This is a genomic window from Eggerthella sp. BIOML-A4, from assembly GCF_009875575.1.
GTDB classification, from domain to species: Bacteria; Actinomycetota; Coriobacteriia; order Coriobacteriales; family Eggerthellaceae; genus Eggerthella; species Eggerthella lenta.
The window spans coordinates 194957-212457 of sequence record NZ_WWRX01000006.1 but is presented as its reverse complement, the minus strand read 5'-3'; the positions used below and the strand labels follow the sequence as shown (position 1 = coordinate 212457).

Here is a 17501-nt window from a genome sequence, read left to right as displayed (position 1 = left end):
GGATTCCTTCTGCCGACATCCGACAAGGGAGCCGATGGCGAGAAAGCATCGAATTCGGAAGACGGGGCGCAGCCCGCTATCGCGACGCGAAACGATTTTCCTCATAATGCCTGATCGCAACAACGCCTCCTCCTGCCAGAACGATCCGAGACCTTGCGGTAAGCGCTCTTTCTTCCGAATTCGATGACTTTTTGCCTTTTCGAAAGCAAAAGGATGCATGGGGGTCATCCGCAGGACATCGGATCCGTCGGAGACGGATCCTCGTCGAGCCTCATGCACCAAGCGGAGCATCCGAGCAATGCTCCCCGTGAAACATCGGGGCGCGACGGAGCCCGGGCGTCCTACTCCGGAGCCTCGCCGGTTTCGAGGATGCGCAGCAGGGCGGCTTCGTCCAGCACGGGGACGCCGAGGGCGACGGCCTTGTCGTACTTGCTTCCGGCGGCCTCGCCTGCCACGACGAAGCTCGTCTTCTTCGACACGCTGCCGCTGACCTTCGCGCCTCGCGCTTTGAGCGCGGCACCCGCCTCGTCGCGGGTCATCCCGCTTTCCACGAGCGAGCCCGTCAGCACGAACGTGAGCCCCGCCAGCGTCTGCGGCAGCTGCTCGCCCGCGTCCGCGGCCTCGTCCGCAAGCGCCACGCCGTGCGAGCGCAAGCGCTCGATGACGGCGGCGTTGTCGGGCGTGCGCAGGAACAAATACGCGCTGCGCGCGATCTTCGGGCCCACGCCGTCGATGGCGGCCAGATCCTCCTCCGAGGCCTCCATCAGCGCCTCGATGGACGGGTACGCCGCCGCCAGCAGCTCGGCGATGGTCTTGCCCACGTGGCGGATGCCCAGCCCGAACAGCGCGCGGGCAAACGGACGCGTGCGGCTCTCGTCGATGGCGGCCACCAGCTTCTTCGCCACGGTGGAACCCAGGCGGATGGGCTCGCCGTCCTTGTTCACGCGACCCATGTCCAGAAGCGACAGCTCCATCTCGTCCAGCGTGTAGTAGTCGGCCACGTCGCTCAAGCGGCCGCTCTCCACCAGGCGCGACACGATCTCCTCGCCCATGCCGTCGATGTCCATGGCGCCGCGGCTGGCCCAGTGCAGCAAGCGTTCCAACGCCTGCGCCGGGCAGTCGATGGAAATGCAGCGGAAGTCCACCTCGCCTTCCTCGCGGATGACCGGCGAGCCGCACGACGGGCACGTGCGCGGCATCTGCCATTGCACGGCATCGTCGGGGCGCAGCGCCAGCACGGGCCCCAGCACTTCGGGGATCACGTCGCCGGCCTTGCGCACGATGACGGTGTCGCCCACGCGCACGTCCTTGCGCTGCACCTCGTCCTCGTTGTGCAGCGTCGCGCGCGCCACGGTGGAGCCGGCCACCACCACGGGGTCGAGCTCGGCCACGGGCGTCAGCTTGCCGGTGCGCCCCACCTGCACGGTGATGTCGCGCAACAGCGTGGTCTTCTCCTCGGGAGGGAACTTGAACGCGATAGCCCAGCGCGGCGCGCGTGCCGTGTAGCCCATCGACTCCTGCTGCGCGAACGAGTTCACCTTCACCACCACGCCGTCGATCTCGTAGGGCAGGTCCTCGCGCCGCGCCACGGCGCGTTCGCAGAACGCATGCACCGCCTCGCGCGTCTCGCACAGCTCCACGTCGGGGTTCACGTGGAAGCCCGCTTCGCGCAGCCACGCCAAAAGCTCCCACTGGCCCTCCGCGTTCAGGGCGCGCTCGTCAGCCACCGCGTAGATGAAGGTGGACAGGTCGCGGTTGGCCGTGATGGACGGATCCTTCTGGCGCAGGCTGCCGGCGGCGGCGTTGCGCGGGTTCGCGAACGCCTGCTTGCCGTTCTCGACGGCCGCGGCGTTCAGCGCGTCGAAGCTGGACTTCGGCATGTACACCTCGCCGCGCAGCTCCACCGGCACGTCCGCGTCGCGCAATCCGCCCAGCGCGCCCTCGCGCAGGCGCAGCGGCACGTCCTTCACCGTGCGCATGTTGGCGGTGACGTCCTCGCCGGTGGTGCCGTCGCCGCGCGTGGCGGCGCGCATCAAGCGGCCGTCCTCGTACGTCAGCGCGATGGACGAGCCGTCGATCTTGAGCTCGCACACCACGGGCACCATGCGCCCGAACGCCTCGGTCACGCGCTCGATCCACGCGTCCAGCTCGTCCAGGTCCATGGCGTTGTCCAGCGAGTACATGCGCCGGGCGTGGCGCACGGGGGCGAACTGCTCGCCCACGTAGCCGCCCACGCGCTGCGTGGGGCTGGACGGGTCGATCAGCTCGGGATGCGCGGCCTCCAGCTCGCGCAGCTCGCGCATGAGCGAGTCGAACGCGGCGTCGGATATCTCGGGCGCGTCGTTGGCGTAGTACAGGTAGCTGTGATGCTCGATCTCGCGCCGAAGCGCGTCGATGCGCGCCGCCGGATCGCTGGTCGCTTCCGCAAGCGCCTGCTCGTCGAGCAAAGTCTGCTGTTCGTCTGCCATGTTCTCCACCGTTTCGTGCAATCGGGAAGAAGGCCCCGAAACGATCGGGGCCTTCGCCTGTTTTCTTCGGAATTCTACCACGAGCCGCGAAACGCTGCGCGCTCGGCTCGGCGTTTCAGCAAACGCTCCACGGCAGCGCGCGCCTGGCTACGCCAGCATGGCCTTGCCGGCGTTCCAGCCGTAGAAGATGAGCGATGCGCCGCGCATCAGGATGAACACCGACAGGAAGACGCCCAGCATGGCCGGGGCGATGAAGAACGTCAGGCCGCACAGCGCCCCGACGATGCCCGAGAACAGCATCCAGCCCCACATCGACGCACCCATGTTGCGCACTTTGAACGCCCCGACGGCTTCGAACACGCCGAACACGATGAAGAACGCGCCGATGAACCACGCCAGCGCGCCGGCCGACACCAGCGGGTTCACCAAAAACAGGATGCCCAGCACGATGTCGAGCGCGCCGTAGGCCAGCGCCCAGCCCGACAGGTCCATGGCCCGGCGGAAGCGGAAGTAGTTGACGATGTCGAAGATGCCCGACACGAGGAACGCCGCGCCGGCGATCACCGTGATGGTGACCAGCGCCAGGCCCGGCGCGAAAAGGAAGAACATGCTGCAGATGACGAGCAGGACGCCCGCGATGACGAGGCCCCAGTCGTGCTTGTTGGTCGTATCCATGAGATTGCTCCTTGGTCGCGGCGACCGCGCCGCGCAACGCGTCCGAAAACCGGTGCGGCGCCTTGGTTGTTTACCGCCATTCTAGCGCAGCGGCACCTCCGAACCCCCAGCTCGCGCAACCGTTTACGTACGGTTACGGGCGAATTCGACGCGTTGTCGCCGATTCGGCCCGCAGTCGCGCTCAGGCGCGATACGCGGTAGAATGCGAGCACGCGGTTCCTCGGAAGACAGGGCGGTACGACCATGCAGAACGTTCGAGAATACAGCAACGACGAGCTGGTGGCCCTCGTGCCGCTGCCGGCCGACGACGCGAACAAGTACTCGCGCGGCACGCTGGCCGCCATCGTGGGCAGCGAGCGCTATCCGGGCGCAGCGTGCCTGGCGGCCTACGCCGGCCAGCGCATGGGCGCCGGCTACACCGAGGTGTTCACCAGTCCGTCGGCCGTCCCGCTCGTGCAAGGCTTTCGGCCCTCGCTCGTGGTGCGCCCGCGCGCGGCTCTCAAGGCGAACCTTCCGGCCGCGAAGCCCGGCAAACCGCGCGCCTACCTCGTCGGCTGCGGCTTCGACGCAGAAGACGTCGAAGCCGAGAAGCTCGTTCACTTCGTGCTGAAGCACGCCGACGCGCCCGTGCTGGTGGACGGCACCGGCCTGGACGCGCTCGTCTCCGCAAAAGGGCGACGCTTGCTGAGGCGGCGCTTCCTCAACGGGAACCCCACCGTGGTCACGCCGCACGCCGGAGAGGCGGCGCGCCTCGCACGCCCCTTCGACCTGCCTGTCGACGATCCCTGCGCGCTCGCCGAGGCGCTGTCGCTCGCCTATGGCGTGATCGCCGTGGTGAAAGGGCCCGTCACGTACCTCTCCGACGGCGAGCAGACGGTGCGCATGGCGCACGGCACTCCGGCGTTGGCGAAGGCGGGCACGGGAGATGTGCTGGCCGGCATGACGGCCGCGCTGCTGGCGCAGGGGCTCGACCCCTTCGAGGCGTCCGTGCTGGGCGCCGAGCTGCACGCCCGCGCCGGGTTGGCCGCCGCGGCGCGCTGGTCGACCATCGCTGCGACGGCGGAAGACGTCGTCGCCTGCATCCCCGACGCCATCGCCGAGCTCGTGAGCGCGTCGTCCTGAGCGAGCAGGAAGCGTGCCAAATCCCCCGTCCCTTCGACACGGTCCTGAGTGTGTCAAAGGGACGGGGGATTTGGCACGGTCAGGATCACGGCGAGATCCGCGGCGGCCGATCCTACCAGTGGCTGACCACGACGTCGCCCACTTTGATAAGGTCGTACAGCTCCACCGCCTTCTCCGGCGGCAGGTTCACGCAGCCGTGGCTGCCGTAGCCCGACTTGTACCGCGAGTCGCCGAACGCGGGCTGCCAATCGGCATCATGAAACCCGATGTAGTTGTCTACGAACGGCATCCAGGCCTTCACCTCGGTCTGGTATTCCGGCTCGCCCGTCTCGGGCTTCATCTGGCCGATCAGCTTCGACGGGCTCTCCTTGCCGTTGATTACGTAGACGCCCTCGGGGGTGTCGTGCTCGCCGTCCGGCGTGCCGGTGACCACGTCGGACTCCCACGCGAGCGAGCCTTCGTCGTCGTAGAAGCGCGCGTGCTGCTCCGTCAGATCGACGTCGACGTAGCGCTTGCCCCAATCGCGTCCGTGCAGCCCGTCGTAGGCGCCCGCCTCCTGTTCGCAAGGGATGGCCATGTCGCCGGTCTGCGCGGAACCCACGCCGTTCGTCACCGCCTCTTGCAGCTTGCCCTTGTCGATGATCCAGCCGTATACGCCGCCTGACACGGTCACCTCCTTGCCGTCGGCGCGCGTGAACGTGCGACGCGCCTGGTAGGTGTTGCACGCCGAAGCCAGATCCTGCACCCAGGCTGCCACCAGCCCCTCGTCGACGCCCACCGTCACGTCGTCGTGCAAGCGCACCCAACCGGCGATGGCATCGGCATTCACCTGCGCCACGGGCGTATCGCCCAGCTTCAGCGAGAAATCGGCTTTCAACAGGTTGTTCGCCTCATCGGCCGCCTTCGCCAGACGCTCATCGTCGGACAGCAGCGTGGGCTGCTGCAACGCATCCTCGGACAGCGTCGCGCTCGACCCCATCGCAGCGACGGCCGCGTTCACCGTCTCGGCCACCTTATCGGCATCGAGCGCAGTGCCGACGGTCTCGGCGCGCACGACGAACCGAGAGCCGCCGCTGTCGTAGTCGAGCCCGGCGTTGCGCGGCGCTTCGGCCTGCTCGTTGAACGCCTCGACGGCCTTCCGCACGGCTTCGTCCAGCTTGCCGTTCGAAGTGACCAGCTTGTCGGTTTCGTCGTGCACGGTGAATACCTCGACCGGCCAGGCCCACGGGCTGGCATCGGCGTGCATGGCATCCGTCACGCTGCTGCTGTTGACGGCCGTGCCCATGTCGGACGAGGCGAGCGTCAGCGAGAACCCCTCGCCCGACACGCTCAGCTGGTAGCTTTTCGCCACGTCGGTCAACAGATCCTGAACCTCGGCGGTGGTTTTCAACGACACGTCCTTGCCCATGATCGTGGTGTTGGGCATGAAGCGGTCCATGAACACGAGCGCGCCCGCCAGGTAGACGATCGCGATCACGGCGACGAGCGCGCCGCCCGCAATGAGCCCGGTCTTCTTCGCGAACGGAGGCTTCCGGTTCGACGACCCTTGTCGGCCGCCGTCCGCCGACTCCGGGCGCCCGCCGCGAACCGGCCCCGGTCGGCCGCCCCGCGACGCGGGCACGAACGACACGTAGCTTTCCGGCGCGCCGTCGGCCAAGGGAGGGTCGATCGAGTCGATGCGCCGCGTTCGCTGCGGTGCCGGGCGCGGCGCTGGCTGCGGCGCCGGTTGCTGCGCTTCGTGCTTGCCGCGCGTTTCGTGTTCTGGCGTCAACGTGCGCCTCCTCGCTTGCCAATGGCTCGTTCGAACCAAACTAGAAGGTTCGCCGATGGAATTCAATCCTTTCACTCAACAAAATAAAGAATTGGTTCAGACGCTCGACGAAGGGAGCGGCGAGACGAGACCGAGAGCGACATGTGCGCTTTTTCACCTAGCGTCGGCCGCCGTGCGGCTGGACGAGCTTGTCCGTATGCTCTAGCAGCGAACACGAGGCGGGATGGCAGAGATCGCGCGCTATGCACGATTCTAGAAGCTTGTTGTCAGAGACAAAAAAGGGAAAGCCCAGGTCGAAGTACATGGCGCTGACGAAAAATCATGCATAGCGTTGAATCTCTTCCATGCAGGGGAAGGACGAGGCACCTCGACGAGGAGGGCTCGCCCGTGCGACCCGCGAATGCAGGCGCGCCGCGCGAACTCTCGAAACGGCGCGCCTCGCGCGGGACGATCAGTTTGCTGGATCCTCGGAGGCCTTCTTCGGCGCGTCCATCTCGTCCAGCAGGCTACGAGCTTCCTTGAACTGCTTCGCCAGCTCCTCCATAGGGTTCACGCGCTCCTCTTGGGCGCGGACCGACTCCTCCGTGATGGCGAGCGCGCAGGCCACGGCGTCGGTGTGCGTGTACGAAAGCGACAGCGGCAGCTCGCGCACGCCCCGCTCGTCGGCTACCTCCTTAGCGCGCCCATGCAGCACCACGAAGGGGCGACCCTTCGCGTTGCGGCGCACTTCCACGTCGTGGTTGGCGATGCCGCGCGAGAACCCGGTGCCCAGCGCCTTCAGCACGGCCTCCTTCGCGGCGAAGCGCGTAGCGTAATGCACCTCGGGGTTCGCCGTGGACTCGCAGTAGGAGCGTTCCTCCTCGGAGAACACCTTCTCGCGAAAGCTGGGCGTGCGCTCCAAGATGCGGCGCATGCGGGCAATTTCCACGATGTCCACGCCAAGTCCCACCGCGCCCTCGACGCCCTCGAACGCCGCCGAAGCCGCCTCCGTCACGCTCTTCTCGCTCTCACTCACAACAATCCCCAATCACCCATATTCCAAAAACCGGTTTAAAGACTCAGCATCCAACCTGGCGATTCACCGACAGAGTACCGGCCCCTGCGGAGCGAATCCGCACGGCGGCGTCCACCAAGCGAGTTCCGCAGCGCAGCGAGGACTGTCCGAGCGACTGGACGTCGCCGTGCGGATTCGCGGTCCCACAGGTCCCCCCGTTACTCCACCGTCACCGATTTCGCCAGGTTGCGGGGCTGGTCCACGTCGCAGCCGCGCTCGACGGCGATGGCGCGCGCGAACAGCTGCAGCGGCACGCTGGCCGTGATGGCGCTGAACGCGTCGCGCACCTTAGGGATGTAGATGACGTGGTCGGCATGGTGCCGGATGTCCTCGTCTCCCTCGGTGGCGATGGCCACCACCATGGCGCCGCGCGCCTTCGCCTCCTGCAGGTTCGACACCAGCTTGTCGTACACGGGGCTCTTCGTGGCCACCGCGATGACCGGGAAGCCCTCGTCGATGAGCGCGATGGGGCCGTGCTTCATCTCGCCGGCCGGATAGGCCTCGGCGTGCAGGTAGCTGATCTCCTTGAGTTTGAGCGCGCCCTCGTAACTGATGGCGGCGCCCATGCCGCGGCCCACGAACAGCGCACTGGCCGCGTCCTTGCACGCGCGCGCCGCCTCATCGATGGACGAGGAATCGGCCAGGATGCGCTCCACTTGCTCGGCCGTGTCGGCCAGCTCGTGGAACAGCAGGCGCACCTGGTTTGTCTTGAGCTTGCCCTTCACCTGGGCAAGCAGCATGGCGAGCAACGTGAGCGACACCACCTGGCCCAGGAACGACTTGGTGGAGGCCACCGCGATCTCCTTGTTGGCCTTCGTGTAGATGACGCCGTCGCTCTCGCGCGCCACGGGCGAGCCCACCACGTTCGTGATGCCGAACACCTTCGCGCCCTTTACGCGCGCGTCGCGGATGGCGGCCAGCGTGTCGGCCGTCTCGCCCGACTGCGACACGGCCACCACCAGGGTGGACGGCGTGATGATGGGGTTACGGTAGCGGAATTCGCTGGCCACCTCCACTTCCGTGGGGATGCGCGCCCAACCCTCGATGAGGTTCTTCGCGATGAGGCCCGCATGATACGACGTGCCGCAGGCGATGACGTACACGCGGTCGATAAGGTTGAGCTCCTCCAGCGTGAGGTCCAGCTCGTCGATGGACAGCGCGCCGTTCACCAGGCGCCCCGCCAGCGTGTCGCGGATCACGCGCGGCTGCTCGTGGATCTCCTTCAACATGAAGTCGGGGTAGCCGCCCTTCTCGGCCACATCGAGATCCCAGTCGACGTGCGTCACCTCGGGCTCGTACGCCTCGCCGCGCACGTTGTAGAACGTGACGGCATTCGGCGTGAGCTTCGCCATATCGCCGTCGGCGAGCACCACCACGTCGCGCGTGTCGTCGATCATGGCGATGATATCGGAGGCCACGTGCGCGCCGTCCTCGGCCAGCCCCACCACGAGCGGCGAGTCCTTGCGCGCGGCCACGAGGGTGCCGGGCTCCTGGTCGCTGATAGCCGCAATGGCATAGGCGCCGATCAGGCGGTCGGCAGCCTCGCGCACGGCCTGCAAGAGGTCGTTGCTTTCGCGCAGGTTCTCCTCCACGAGGTGCGCGATGACCTCGGTGTCGGTCTGGCTCGTGAACGTATGGCCGCGGCCTTCCAGCTCTTCGCGCAGCTCGGCGAAGTTCTCGATGATGCCGTTATGCACGACGGCTACGCTGCCGTCGCAGGAGGTATGCGGATGCGCGTTCGCCTCGCTGGGGCGGCCATGCGTGGCCCAGCGCGTGTGGCCGATGCCGCAGGTGCCGGTCAGCTCGAGGGGCTCGACGAGCTGCGCGAGGCCGCTCACCTTCCCCTTGCAGTGCACGACTTCCAGCTTGCCGTCCTGCTCGACGGCGATGCCGGCAGAGTCATAGCCGCGGTATTCGAGTCGCGACAGACCTTCGATCAGGATGTCCTTGACGGGGCGCGTTCCGGTGTATCCGACGATTCCGCACATGATTAGCTCCTTTGTGCTCGGGTTCGCCGATAGTGTAGCGCACCGATTCCGCATGCGCGAATGCATGTCGGCCGAAGTCGCGCATCCGCTCAATAAACGCATCTTTCTCGTCAACGACGGAATCGGCGGCGCATGTTCGACAAGCCGGCCTCCGCGTCCTTCGACCCCTTGGCCAGTTTCGCAAGGACGAGCAGGAGATTGAGCGGGTACATCAGAACGAGGATTTTCCAAACAAGCCCCGTCCCAACCGTGCAGACCAGCCCGAACGTCGTCGATGATACGATCAAAGCCGAAAGCGCCGCCATAGCCTCCGAACCCGGCGACGCGGCCGATTTCGATCGGAAACGAGCCGTCGCATACCAGAACAGGCACGCGAGCATGCCGGCGCCCACGAACGTGCGCCCAGCCGTCGACACCGTTTCCATGCGAGACGAATCCGTCAGACACGCCGCGCACAGCAGCCCGAACGCCCCAGCGACGATCGTTGCCGTCTCCATGCGCCCGCTGGCCGCCATCCGCTCGCGATCGACAGGCAGAGCCGCCAGGAAGTAAGCGTTCAGCAGTGCGCAAACGAAAGGGTAAGCCGCCAGGGACGCCAAGATCCATGTAGCGAAGAACAGGTCGAAAGACCACTCGGCAAGCCAGCTTCCCTGGATGGCGCACAGGGGCACGGCGGCCAAGAAGCTCGCCGCCACCGAGAAGGACACGACCCCTTCGTCGACCATGCGAAAAAACAGTGAGAGACGAGCCGTGATTCCTCCTTCATTCAAGAATGACAGCCTGGAATGGTATCAGTATTTTTATCGTTTGATGATAAGAAGCCGGCACTTCCGGCGAACGGAACCCTTACTCTCCCCCGAGATCCAAATCAATCTCGTACACGCGCTCGGGGGCGGTCCGCCTCAAGCCCGCCTTGACGCGGGCCTCCCCCGTTTTACGACGCTCTTCGACGAGGCGATCGAACTCCTCATCGGTGACGATCTTCAGGATATCGCCCGGCTGGCAATCTAGCTCGAGACAGATTTCCATGAGGGTGTCCATCCTGATGCCGCGCATCTTCGCCTGGCGTATCCTGGACACGTTCACGGTCGTGTGCCCGGTGGCGCGCACGAGGTCCTTGCTGCTTTTGCCCTTCTCGAGCAGCACCGCTTCCAATTCGACTATCAGGTGCTTCGCCATATTCAAGCCCCTACAGGTAATCATCCGAATCGGCCTGCAGCAAAGCCCCGTACTTCCAAACGGAAGAGAGCGAGAAGCAAACGACAGCCCCAACGACGGATTTGACGTCGATGGAAATAACCGAATAGTTGGCCGATTCATCCGAAGCAAGTCCTATATGAAACCCACCAGCATTCGCAACTGACACAAAACCGGACGATATCAAAATGCCGAGAACAAATCCCGTCAAAAACAGCCAAGCGATGATTCTAATTTGATTAGCATGGGCAATGGTGAAGGGCGAACGACCTTGTGCTACATCTTTCGCGATGCTTCTCATGACCAAAAGAATCACTCCGTAGATCGCAAAATCGAGAAGGCTCAACGTCAGCTGCATGAGGTAAGACACATCGAGAGCTTCGCCCGAACCTGCGAAATCACTTACCTTGGCCACTAAAAACAGCGCTACGAAAACGCAAACGAAGACAAAAGCAACCAAGAACAAGCAACTAAGCCTTGAACCAAGCACTTCGAGCTTAGCGAGAGCTTTCTCTATCTTCCGAATGCTTTTCGTCACGCTACTTGCCGATCTCTAATAATTGCCGAATAAGTAGTCAACCCACTATCGAAGTACCGCCTACGCTGCACCTTCCACACTGCTTAAACTGCAGCCAGGTTTGGTTTTTCCTGAGGCATGGAGCTAAATCCAAGATTGAAGCAGAGACTGCCAAAGCCGATCAGCGCGCAAGTACCCAACGTAGACCCTTCGCTGTAGAACAACATATTCATTTCTCCTTTCAAATGTTGACTATTCTGATCCATGTTCACATTCTACGATATGAATCGACACGAAGTACAGGGCAACAAAAAATTCGACATCGCGAACGATGCCGAATTCCGAACCGCTTACGCTCTCGCCACGCCTACCCCAACACCCCCGGGGAGGCGTTGGCGTGTCGGACGAAATCGACGATACGCGCGATGAAACCGTTTTTGCCTCCGATCGCCTGTGCCCCTGCGCGCTGGTGAGACGGCGCGCCCAGCAGCGGGCTCTCGTCGCCGATGTAGTACAGCGTGGTGGTCAGCACCATGCCGATCAGCGCCACTGCCTCGAACGCTGGATCGATCTCGGACCGGATGAAGCCCTCCCTCTGACCGCGCGCCAGCTGACCCTCCAACACGTCCAACAAGCGCCCCTCGTAGTCGCGCATGGACCTTGACCACACGCGACCCTCGCGCCACAGCTCGGACACGAAGAAGCGCCCGAACGCCTTGTTCTCGAAAATGCTCGTGGCGAACAGCTCCACCATGCCGGTAAGCGCCTCGGGCGCGGTGGGAGCCTCCGCAGCGATGCGCTCGAAGCCCTCGATGAGCCCGCCGATCCCCTCTTCCAGGATGCTCTCGGCCATGACGGCCTTGCTTTTGAAGTGATAATACGCCACGCCCTTCGATACGCCGGCCGCATCGACTATCTCGTTGACCGTGGCCGCCGAGTACCCCTTCTCGCCGATCACCGCCAACGCCGCTTCGAGCAGCTGCTTGCGCGTCGCGCACGCTTTCTCGGTTCGCTTCGTTCCCATCATCGCATCACCCCCGCGGCCCGGCGTCCGTCGCCGGGCCGTTCGTCTGTCATTCCCCAGTGTAGCAGGTCGGAAACTAGCCGAGCTGCAGCACCGGATGCAAGTCCTCCATACGCACCGTGCGCTTGCGATACGCCACAAGACACGTCAGCGCGAAGCACGCAGCCCCGATTGCGAACAACACGAAGCAGTCGAAGCCCACGATGCCGTAATCCAATCCCGTCATGATCTGGCGCATGCCCTGCACCACGTACGTCATGGGCATGTACGGGTTGATAACCTGGAAGAAGTCGGGCGTCGTCTGGATGGGGAACGTGCCCGCGCAAGCCGTCAGCTGCAGCATAAGCAGGATGATGGCGACGAACTTACCGGGGAACCCGAACGCCGCCATAAGCATCTGCATGATGGCCGCGAACACGAGAGCCGTGAGGTAGCCCATAGCGTAGAACGCGGGAACGTTGTCGATTTGCAGCTGCAGGCCGAATTGAAGCACCACCATGAGCAGCGTGGCCTGGATGAGCGAGAAGAACGCCACCGGCAGGTAGTTCGAGAACGCCACCGTGACCGGATTCGCGCCCGACATGATGAGGCGGCTGTTGAGCGGCTTGAACACGAACCCTGCCACAAGACCGCCTACCCACAGACCCAACGCCATGAAGTACGGGGCGAATCCGGTTCCGTAGTTCTTCACGGTGGTGTAGTACTCGTTCGCAAGCTCGACGGGATCGCTCATCACCTCGGACTTGCCGTCGATGTTCGTCGTCTGCTCGGCGGCGGTCTTCGCGCCGTCTGCGAGGGCGGTGGACAACTCGCCGGAGCCGTCCACTGCGTCGGTCAGACCCGAAGCGAGCGTACCGCTGCCCTCCTCCAACTGCACGGCGCCGGAAGCGATCTGCGCAGAACCGTCCTTGGCGCTTTGCGTGCCGGCAACCAGCTGACCCGCACCGTTCTTGGCTGCTTGGACGCCATCGACAAGCTGCGCCGCTCCGTCGTCGAGCTGGTTCGCACCCGACACCGCCGAGGACGCGCCGTCGTTCACCTGCGAGGCGCCGGACGCCACCTTCGAGGAGCCGGCTACAAGCGAGGACATGTTGGCGTTCACCTCGTTGGCGCCGGCGTCGATGCGACCGATGCCGGCGACGAGCTCGGGAGCCGCCTGGGCGAGCTGGCTCGCGCCGGCGGAAAGATCCTGGAGGTCGGAGGATTTCGACACGAGGGAATCGCGCATCTGCACGAGACCGCCGTTGACGGCCTGCGCTCCCGCCAGAAGCGTCGGCGCGTTGTCGGCGATCTTCTGAGCGCCGGGCGCAAGCAGGGTGTCGGTCGAGTACTTCGCCTGCCCCAGTCCTTCGACGACGCCCGTTTGCCCCCCAGCTCCGTCCAGGTACGCCTGCGCCGTCCCGATAGCTTTGAGAAGCGCTTCCTTATCGGCGGGGCTCATATCGCTTGCCATGATCGCTGCTTTATCCACGCCCGCCAGAGACGAGCTTGCCGCGGAAGCTCCCGCCTGCAAGTTGCCGAGGGAGCCCGACAGTGTTTCTATGCCAGCCGCCAATGCGGGCGCGCCCGTCTGCTCGTTCGCCAAGCTTTCCAGCCCGCCGACGAGGGCGGTCGACCCCCCTACGAGCGTTTTGGAGTCGCTTTCCGACCCGAGCGAAGAAACCAGATCGCCCATGCTGCCCACTAAGGATTGCACGCCGTCGTTCAGCTTCCCCGCCTGGACATCGAGTCCTGCAGTCTCGTTTGCCAGCTCGCTTGCGCCGGCGGCGACCTTGCTGGTGCCGTCGGACTGCAGCCTGCCGGCGCCGTCTGCGACGCCGCTCGCGCCGGAGGCGACCTGGCCGGCACCGTCCTTCAGCTGGTTCGCACCCGCTACGAGGGATTGCGTTCCGTCTTTCAGCGCGAACGTGCCGCCGGACAAGGTGCCCAAGCCGCCGTCGAGCGACGATGCGCCGGAGACGAGGCTGCCCAGGCCGGTGTCCAGCGTCAGCGCGCCGTCCTTGAGCGTGCCGAGATTCGACATGATGGCAACGCTTCCGTCATGTGCGGTGATCAGGCCGTTCTTCAAATCGTCCGCACCGTCGGCGGCCTTCTGGATGTCCTTGCCCGAATCGGCCACGCGCCCGAGCACGGTCGTCCAGTACTCGGCGGCCACCGTGTCGCTCACCCGCGTGCGCACTTCCTTCCACACCGTCTCGCCGATCTGGGACGCCAACATGTTCTCGCTCTGGTTGTAGTCGATCTTCAACTGGGCCTTCTCGGGTGCGGAGCCGTCGACCGAGGCGATGCTCTCAGAGAAGTCGACCGGAATCGTACACGTCATGAAGTACTCGCCGTCCTCGAGGCCTTTCCGCGCCTCGTCGGCCGACACGAAGTGCCAGCCCAGGCCGTCGTCGGTATCCTTGAGCTGCTGCACCACATCGTCACCGAGGTTGCGCTGCTCGGCGGCGATCACCGCGCCCCTGTCCTCGTTCACCACGGCCACGGGCACCGTGTTCAGGCGCGCGTACGGATCCTGAAACGCCGCCAGATACAGCGCGCCGTACAGAAGCGGCATGATGGCTATGGCGGCGATGACCACCCACATGATCTTCGATGCCGTGATGTTCTTCCATTCGAGGCCGGCGAACCTGAGTCCCTTGAACGCCATGAGCTACTCACCATCCTTCGACAGATACACCGTCGCGTCGGCCATGGCGGCCAGATCGCGCTCCACCACTCCCACGACGACGGCGACGTTGCGCGTGCGCGCCGCATCCAGCAGCAGATCGACGAGAGCCTCCGACTGCGACATGGTCAGCTGGCTCTCCACGTCGTCCACCACCACGGCATCGGGTTCGCCCACAAACGCAAGCGCGATACCCAGCTGTGCGAGCTTCTGCGATGTGAGATCTTTCACGCGCACGTTCGCCACGTCGCCCAGCTGCCACTGCCGCAGGTAATCCGTAACCGCCTCGCGGCGCGGCTTACGACCGTACAGCTCGAACTCGGCTCCCAACGCATATGCCGCCGTCAAGCTGTCCTGGAGGTCGTTCAACCCGCTGAACAACCCCAGGCCCACGTGCCGCTCCGCCTTCGAGCGCTGGCGCGGCAGCTCGAATTCGCCCACGTTCAACGTTCCCTCCGTCTGCTTCATGCGGCCCGCCAGCGTGAGCAGAAGCGCCGTCTTTCCGCTGCCGTTGCGCCCGCGCACGGCAACCAGCTCCCCTTTGTGCACGTCAACGTCCACTTCGCGGTACGCGTATCCTGCGTACGTCTTCAACCCCAACCCGCGTGCGCTGATGTACGGTGCGCCGGCGAATGTGGCGCCCTCGCGCACGAACGTGCCCGATTCCGGACGCATCTGAAGCGCGTCCGCCCCCTTCGACGGCGGCTTCGCTCCATCCACCCACGGCTCGATGGTAGCCGGCTTCTCCTGCATGCCCATCACGTCCTTCGCGTCGTTCGTCAGCCTTCATTTTTTGACTGACTAGTCAGTTTTGTATCAAAGTATAGCACCTGCGCCGGAAGGCGCAAGCGTTTCGCGAGAAACGCATTTCTAGCGCGCTTCTTATCGAGGCACGCACCCTTGCCGCGCCTCGTCGGCAGTCCACGCGTCCCGCACGGTCGCGGCTGCCGCCGCCGCGCCCCAGCGTGTGCGGAAACGCGAACGACGCACGACCGATCGACGGCCCTACTTATACAAGAACAAATGTTTCACGTGAAACATCCCGGGACCTTCATTGCCCCCCCCCGACAACCCGCCGCGACAGCCGGCGCGCGATAACAACCGGCATGCGACTACGACCGGTCCGCTGCGACGACCGGAGCGCGACACGAACCGACCTGTCGTGGCGACCGGAGCGCGACGACGCCGCTTTTCCCGAGCGCGCGCGAAAACGGCTCGGCTCCATCTCCACTTCACCCCCATCCCCATCCCTATTCCCCGTCCCCAACGAGTCAACGCTTCGACGCAAACCATGCGTACAAATGTTTCACGTGAAACATCCGGGCAGCGCCGCCCCCCTCCGGGGTTTCGTCGCGAAGTCGATCCGCAACCGTTATCTCGGGTATACTTCCAGCGAACGAACCGCGCGCGGATGCGCGCAATTTCGCGCAGAAACGGAGCTGCCATGAAAGCGAAGATGATCCATCGCTGCATCCACGTCCTCGACCTGGACGCGTCGCTCGCGTTCTACGAACGCGCGCTGGGCCTGGCCGTTCAGAGGCGCATGGGACCCGACGACGGATCGTGGGAAAACGTGTTCCTCGGCAACGAAAAGACCGATTTCCAGGTGGAGCTCACGTGGAACCGCGGCCGCACCGAGCCCTACGACAACGGCGGACGCGACACGCACCTGGCCTTCGAGGTGGACGACATGGACGCCGCGCGCGCCTTACACGAGGAGATGGGCTGCGTGTGCTTCGTGAACGAGCGCATGGGCATCTACTTCATCGAGGATCCCGACGGCTGCTGGCTGGAAATCCTCCCAGCAGATCGCGCGGAGTAGCCTCCCGCACCCTTCTCGCAACATCGAGGCATCCAGCCTCCCCATTCCCCACAATCCTCATGACAACGGGCGGCATCCGCGCAAGGCGGGTGCCGCCCGCACTTTTGAAACGCGTTGGAATATTCGGCAACGCACGGGTAAACCGCGTTGGAAACGGTTGCACGAAACGTGGAAACCGCGCTGGAAACGCGTGGCAGTTGCGCTGGATTCGAAGGTGCTCCGCGCTGGACGCACGCCATCAAAACGTAAGACCAGGTCGTTATCATGGAAGCACGGTAAATTGCAGCGGCGCCGCCATCGGCGAGACAGGGAACGGCCATGGCTCGGCGCCGCTGCAAACCGTACGAAACGCGACGGGCGGAAAGCATCCAACTCGGCCGCCCGTCGCATGAAACCCTTACGCACCGCACGAGCTTGCTAAATTATAAATAGTATTGACAATAAAAGGGATCGGGGATAGGATGGTCAAGCGCAGAGAGGTCGTCAGGTTTTTCCGGCAGAACGGCTTCAAGAACGAAGGGGGCACGAATCACGACAAGTTCAGGCATCCCGACGGCAGAAGAACCGTTATCGAGCGACACAGCGAGATCTCAAACCAGCAATTTGAAGTCATGAAAAAACAGGCCGGACTCAAATAGCCCACCCCCTCCGAAGGAGACGAGCATGAAGCACGTGTACGAGTTTGAAGTGTTCCTCGATGAGGGCCGCTACACCGTCTGGCCCTTCGATTTCGAGTGCGGCGGCACGTCGGGCGCCACGTTTCGCGAAGCGTGCGAGATGGCGGTCGATTGGCTGAAAACCGTCGTTGAGGATTACGCGATGCACGACGAGGCAACTCCCGAGCCCACCTTCGACAACGAGCCGCGCTACGGCGGACGGATCATCACCGTCGCCATCGATGCCGGGCTGGAAACCATTCCCCGCATGACGGCTGCCGAAGCCGCGCGCGCCTTGGGCGTGTCCCCCTCGCGCGTCAGCCACATGATCCGCGACGGCCTCCTCGAGTCGTTCAAGTACGGGCACAACACCTGGGTGACGGGCTACAGCGTGGAGGCCCGCCTGCGCGAGCGCCCTCGCGCAGGCCGTCCGAAGCGCAAGCCCGCCGCCAGCGCGGAAGACCGGCCGCAGGCGCTCGAAGCCTAGCCGGCCCGTCCCTCGCACCCCACCCCCGAAACCGAGGAGGGAGCCGCACCGC

Annotated in this window: 15 protein-coding genes; 4 read left to right on the top strand and 11 right to left on the bottom strand. The window is 64.6% G+C overall.

The window, feature by feature from the left end; all coding sequences use genetic code 11:
* Nucleotides 1-341: 341 nt before the first annotated feature.
* Together ligA and GT613_RS07610 are read right to left on the bottom strand one after the other, a co-directional pair.
* Nucleotides 342-2468 carry an NAD-dependent DNA ligase LigA gene (gene ligA / locus GT613_RS07615; RefSeq protein ID WP_035586025.1) on the bottom strand — a complete coding sequence of 709 codons (2127 nt, stop codon included), beginning with the start codon at nt 2466-2468 and terminating at the stop codon, nt 342-344.
* A 147-nt stretch (nt 2469-2615) separates the two neighbouring features.
* A complete protein-coding gene (locus GT613_RS07610) occupies nt 2616-3143 on the bottom strand; it encodes an HdeD family acid-resistance protein (RefSeq protein ID WP_035585933.1) in 528 nt (175 codons plus the stop codon).
* Between the two features lie 243 nt (nt 3144-3386).
* On the opposite strand from GT613_RS07610, the gene GT613_RS07605 reads away from it, so the two are divergent.
* On the top strand, nt 3387-4265 hold the full coding sequence (locus GT613_RS07605; protein ID WP_009607902.1) for an NAD(P)H-hydrate dehydratase: 879 nt from the start codon (nt 3387-3389) through the stop codon (nt 4263-4265).
* A gap of 112 nt (nt 4266-4377) precedes the next feature.
* Here GT613_RS07605 and GT613_RS07600 read toward each other — a convergent pair whose 3' ends face one another.
* The 9 genes from GT613_RS07600 to GT613_RS07560 all read right to left on the bottom strand — a co-directional run bounded on the left by GT613_RS07600 (nt 4378) and on the right by GT613_RS07560 (nt 15237).
* Nucleotides 4378-6036, bottom strand: coding sequence for a L,D-transpeptidase family protein (locus tag GT613_RS07600; protein WP_114516413.1), 1659 nt, complete (start codon nt 6034-6036; stop codon nt 4378-4380).
* 451 nt (nt 6037-6487) lie between these two features.
* The gene (acpS, locus tag GT613_RS07595) at nt 6488-7051 is read right to left on the bottom strand and encodes a holo-ACP synthase (RefSeq protein ID WP_009607805.1); all 564 of its coding nucleotides are present in this window, start codon (nt 7049-7051) and stop codon (nt 6488-6490) included.
* A 197-nt stretch (nt 7052-7248) separates the two neighbouring features.
* A complete protein-coding gene (gene glmS / locus GT613_RS07590) occupies nt 7249-9078 on the bottom strand; it encodes a glutamine--fructose-6-phosphate transaminase (isomerizing) (RefSeq protein WP_009607833.1) in 1830 nt (609 codons plus the stop codon).
* Between the two features lie 110 nt (nt 9079-9188).
* Nucleotides 9189-9803 carry a hypothetical protein gene (locus tag GT613_RS07585; RefSeq protein ID WP_009607814.1) on the bottom strand — a complete coding sequence of 205 codons (615 nt, stop codon included), beginning with the start codon at nt 9801-9803 and terminating at the stop codon, nt 9189-9191.
* A 121-nt stretch (nt 9804-9924) separates the two neighbouring features.
* Nucleotides 9925-10257: a helix-turn-helix transcriptional regulator gene (locus GT613_RS07580; RefSeq protein WP_009306392.1), complete on the bottom strand. Its 333-nt coding sequence runs from the start codon at nt 10255-10257 to the stop codon at nt 9925-9927.
* A gap of 10 nt (nt 10258-10267) precedes the next feature.
* A complete protein-coding gene (locus tag GT613_RS07575; RefSeq protein WP_009306393.1) occupies nt 10268-10741 on the bottom strand; it encodes a hypothetical protein in 474 nt (157 codons plus the stop codon).
* Nucleotides 10742-11159: 418 nt separating this feature from the next.
* Nucleotides 11160-11819 carry a TetR/AcrR family transcriptional regulator gene (locus tag GT613_RS07570; protein ID WP_009306394.1) on the bottom strand — a complete coding sequence of 220 codons (660 nt, stop codon included), beginning with the start codon at nt 11817-11819 and terminating at the stop codon, nt 11160-11162.
* Between the two features lie 73 nt (nt 11820-11892).
* Entirely contained in the window at nt 11893-14466 is a 2574-nt protein-coding gene (locus GT613_RS07565; RefSeq protein ID WP_009306395.1) for a YhgE/Pip domain-containing protein, read from the bottom strand.
* Nucleotides 14467-14469: 3 nt separating this feature from the next.
* Nucleotides 14470-15237 (bottom strand): ATP-binding cassette domain-containing protein, encoded by a 768-nt coding sequence (locus tag GT613_RS07560; protein WP_015761013.1) that lies wholly within the window; start codon nt 15235-15237, stop codon nt 14470-14472.
* A 691-nt stretch (nt 15238-15928) separates the two neighbouring features.
* On the opposite strand from GT613_RS07560, the gene GT613_RS07555 reads away from it, so the two are divergent.
* From GT613_RS07555 to GT613_RS07545, 3 genes are all read left to right on the top strand, one after another.
* A complete protein-coding gene (locus GT613_RS07555) occupies nt 15929-16306 on the top strand; it encodes a VOC family protein (RefSeq protein ID WP_015761014.1) in 378 nt (125 codons plus the stop codon).
* A gap of 461 nt (nt 16307-16767) precedes the next feature.
* Entirely contained in the window at nt 16768-16944 is a 177-nt protein-coding gene (locus GT613_RS07550; protein WP_009607852.1) for a type II toxin-antitoxin system HicA family toxin, read from the top strand.
* Between the two features lie 25 nt (nt 16945-16969).
* The gene (locus GT613_RS07545) at nt 16970-17449 is read left to right on the top strand and encodes a helix-turn-helix domain-containing protein (protein WP_009306399.1); all 480 of its coding nucleotides are present in this window, start codon (nt 16970-16972) and stop codon (nt 17447-17449) included.
* Nucleotides 17450-17501 lie beyond the last annotated feature (52 nt).